1 pseudogene is annotated in these 573 nt (G+C 59.2%); it reads right to left on the reverse strand.

The features are described from left to right. A pseudogene (locus ACOTX1_RS23820) lies at window positions 1-573 on the reverse strand (Tn3 family transposase); the annotation flags it as partial.

The raw sequence follows: 573 nt of genomic DNA on the forward strand, positions 1-573 counted from the left end.
GCCCGGGCCAGCCGCTTAAGAGCGATCGTGAGTCGCGCCTTTCTGTCTGCCAGCCAATCCTGTGGGTTGGAAGGCACGGCCAGTTTTGCATTTTCCTGCGCCGCGATCATCGGCACCAGTACCTGCTTGAGGTCACCATAGCGGCGCGAATGAGCGAGCCAGACATCTCCGGAACGAAAAGCATCCCGGAGGTGAAAGAGTACCGCCACTTCCCAAAGACGGGTATCTCCTTTTTCCTGAGCTCGTAAATGACGGTTCCATTTGGAGCTGGGCCGCAGGAAACGCCTTTCTGGCGATGCAACACCTTTCATCTCTCCGATCGACAAAGCTGCTGCTACCAATGGTCCGGCGACCGGCGCGGCTTCGAGCTTCAGACAGCGCAACATGCGGGGCGCATAACGACGAAAGCGATGGTATCCCTGCCCGACATATGCAAGAGGCTCATCGGCTAGCGTGTTGCTGAGTTGAGTCCCTGTCGCTACCAGTTGAGCGAGCCGGTCCCATGCAACCGAACTGGCGACAGCCATCTCCAGCGGGGTTCCGTCACTGCGGGCCTCAAGCAACGAAGCTCCC

It is taken from the genome of Enterobacter cloacae complex sp. IR5401 (genome assembly GCF_049238425.1).
Lineage (GTDB): Bacteria > Pseudomonadota > Gammaproteobacteria > Enterobacterales > Enterobacteriaceae > Enterobacter > Enterobacter hormaechei_C.